The organism is Embleya sp. NPDC056575 (assembly GCF_042793325.1).
GTDB lineage: Bacteria > Actinomycetota > Actinomycetes > Streptomycetales > Streptomycetaceae > Embleya.
On the sequence record NZ_JBHTVA010000147.1, the window covers coordinates 1 to 2,500 of the forward strand.

Consider the following 2,500-nt stretch of genomic DNA (forward strand, 5'->3'; position numbering starts at 1 on the left):
AATCTCAAGATGTCATAAATTTGGCAGGGGCAGTAGGAATCGAACCCACACCGGAGGTTTTGGAGACCTCTGTTCTACCGTTAAACTATGCCCCTATAAATGGTGGAGGGGGGCAGATTCGAACTGCCGAACCCTGAGGGAGCGGATTTACAGTCCGCCGCGTTTAGCCACTTCGCTACCCCTCCACATTAAATTTTGAAAAAACAGTGCCGGCAAGAGGACTTGAACCCCCAACCTACTGATTACAAGTCAGTTGCTCTACCAATTGAGCTACACCGGCATAGGTGGTGGCTCGGGACGGAATCGAACCGCCGACACACGGATTTTCAGTCCGTTGCTCTACCAACTGAGCTACCGAGCCTAAGTATTTAAATGGCGGTCCGGACGGGACTCGAACCCGCGACCTCCTGCGTGACAGGCAGGCATTCTAACCAACTGAACTACCGGACCATTTTAAAATTTGGTTGCGGGGGCAGGATTTGAACCTGCGACCTTCGGGTTATGAGCCCGACGAGCTACCGAACTGCTCCACCCCGCGATGATAAAAGTAATGCTTGGCGGCGTCCTACTCTCACTGGGGGAAACCCCCGACTACCATCGGCGCTGAAGAGCTTAACTTCCGTGTTCGGTATGGGAACGGGTGTGACCTCTTCGCTATCGCCACCAAACAAATTGAGAGTGTTCTCTCAAAACTAGATAACAGGTGTGACATCATTCAAAAATATGGTTAAGTCCTCGATCGATTAGTATCTGTCAGCTCCATGTGTCGCCACACTTCCACCTCAGACCTATCAACCTGATCATCTTTCAGGGATCTTACTTCCTTGCGGAATGGGAAATCTCATCTTGAGGGGGGCTTCATGCTTAGATGCTTTCAGCACTTATCCCGTCCGCACATAGCTACCCAGCGATGCCCTTGGCAGAACAACTGGTACACCAGCGGTGCGTCCATCCCGGTCCTCTCGTACTAAGGACAGCTCCTCTCAAATTTCCTGCGCCCGCGACGGATAGGGACCGAACTGTCTCACGACGTTCTGAACCCAGCTCGCGTACCGCTTTAATGGGCGAACAGCCCAACCCTTGGGACCGACTACAGCCCCAGGATGCGATGAGCCGACATCGAGGTGCCAAACCTCCCCGTCGATGTGGACTCTTGGGGGAGATAAGCCTGTTATCCCCGGGGTAGCTTTTATCCGTTGAGCGATGGCCCTTCCATGCGGAACCACCGGATCACTAAGCCCGACTTTCGTCCCTGCTCGACTTGTAGGTCTCGCAGTCAAGCTCCCTTGTGCCTTTACACTCTGCGAATGATTTCCAACCATTCTGAGGGAACCTTTGGGCGCCTCCGTTACCTTTTAGGAGGCGACCGCCCCAGTCAAACTGCCCACCTGACACTGTCTCCCCGCCCGATAAGGGCGGCGGGTTAGAAGGTCAATACAGCCAGGGTAGTATCCCACCGATGCCTCCACCGAAGCTGGCGCTCCGGTTTCCAAGGCTCCTACCTATCCTGTACAAGCTGTACCAACATTCAATATCAGGCTGCAGTAAAGCTCCACGGGGTCTTTCCGTCCTGTCGCGGGTAACCTGCATCTTCACAGGTACTATAATTTCACCGAGTCTCTCGTTGAGACAGTGCCCAGATCGTTGCGCCTTTCGTGCGGGTCGGAACTTACCCGACAAGGAATTTCGCTACCTTAGGACCGTTATAGTTACGGCCGCCGTTTACTGGGGCTTCAATTCGCACCTTCGCTTACGCTAAGCGCTCCTCTTAACCTTCCAGCACCGGGCAGGCGTCAGCCCCTATACTTCGCCTTACGGCTTCGCAGAGACCTGTGTTTTTGCTAAACAGTCGCCTGGGCCTATTCACTGCGGCTCTCTCGGGCTTGCACCCTAACAGAGCACCCCTTCTCCCGAAGTTACGGGGTCATTTTGCCGAGTTCCTTAACGAGAGTTCTCTCGATCACCTTAGGATTCTCTCCTCGCCTACCTGTGTCGGTTTGCGGTACGGGCACCTCTCACCTCGCTAGAGGCTTTTCTTGGCAGTGTGGAATCAGGAACTTCGCTACTATATTTCGCTCGCCATCACAGCTCAGCCTTATGGGAAACGGATTTGCCTATTTCCCAGCCTAACTGCTTGGACGCGGATATCCAATACCGCGCTTACCCTATCCTCCTGCGTCCCCCCATTGCTCAAATGGTGAGGAGGTGGTACAGGAATATCAACCTGTTGTCCATCGCCTACGCCTTTCGGCCTCGGCTTAGGTCCCGACTAACCCTGAGCGGACGAGCCTTCCTCAGGAAACCTTAGGCATTCGGTGGAGGGGATTCTCACCCCTCTTTCGCTACTCATACCGGCATTCTCACTTCTAAGCGCTCCACCAGTCCTTCCGGTCTGGCTTCACAGCCCTTAGAACGCTCTCCTACCACTGTTCGAAGAACAGTCCGCAGCTTCGGTGATACGTTTAGCCCCGGTACATTTTCGGCGCAGAGTCACTCGACC

6 tRNA genes and 2 rRNA genes (1 of these 8 cut by a window edge) are annotated in these 2,500 nt (G+C 54.2%); all 8 read right to left on the reverse strand.

Annotated features, from left to right (window positions below):
* Positions 1-21: 21 nt before the first annotated feature.
* Positions 22-95, reverse strand: a tRNA-Trp gene (locus tag ACFRCG_RS48105).
* A 5-nt stretch (positions 96-100) separates the two neighbouring features.
* A tRNA-Tyr gene (locus ACFRCG_RS48110) sits at positions 101-185 on the reverse strand.
* A gap of 22 nt (positions 186-207) precedes the next feature.
* Positions 208-280 (reverse strand) — tRNA-Thr (locus tag ACFRCG_RS48115).
* 5 nt (positions 281-285) lie between these two features.
* Positions 286-361: transfer RNA gene (locus tag ACFRCG_RS48120), tRNA-Phe, on the reverse strand.
* Between the two features lie 12 nt (positions 362-373).
* Positions 374-450 (reverse strand) — tRNA-Asp (locus ACFRCG_RS48125).
* Between the two features lie 11 nt (positions 451-461).
* Positions 462-538 (reverse strand) — tRNA-Met (locus ACFRCG_RS48130).
* Between the two features lie 14 nt (positions 539-552).
* Positions 553-668: ribosomal RNA gene (rrf, locus tag ACFRCG_RS48135) — 5S ribosomal RNA — on the reverse strand.
* Between the two features lie 55 nt (positions 669-723).
* A 23S ribosomal RNA gene (locus ACFRCG_RS48140) occupies positions 724-2,500 on the reverse strand (it continues 1,151 nt past the right edge of the window).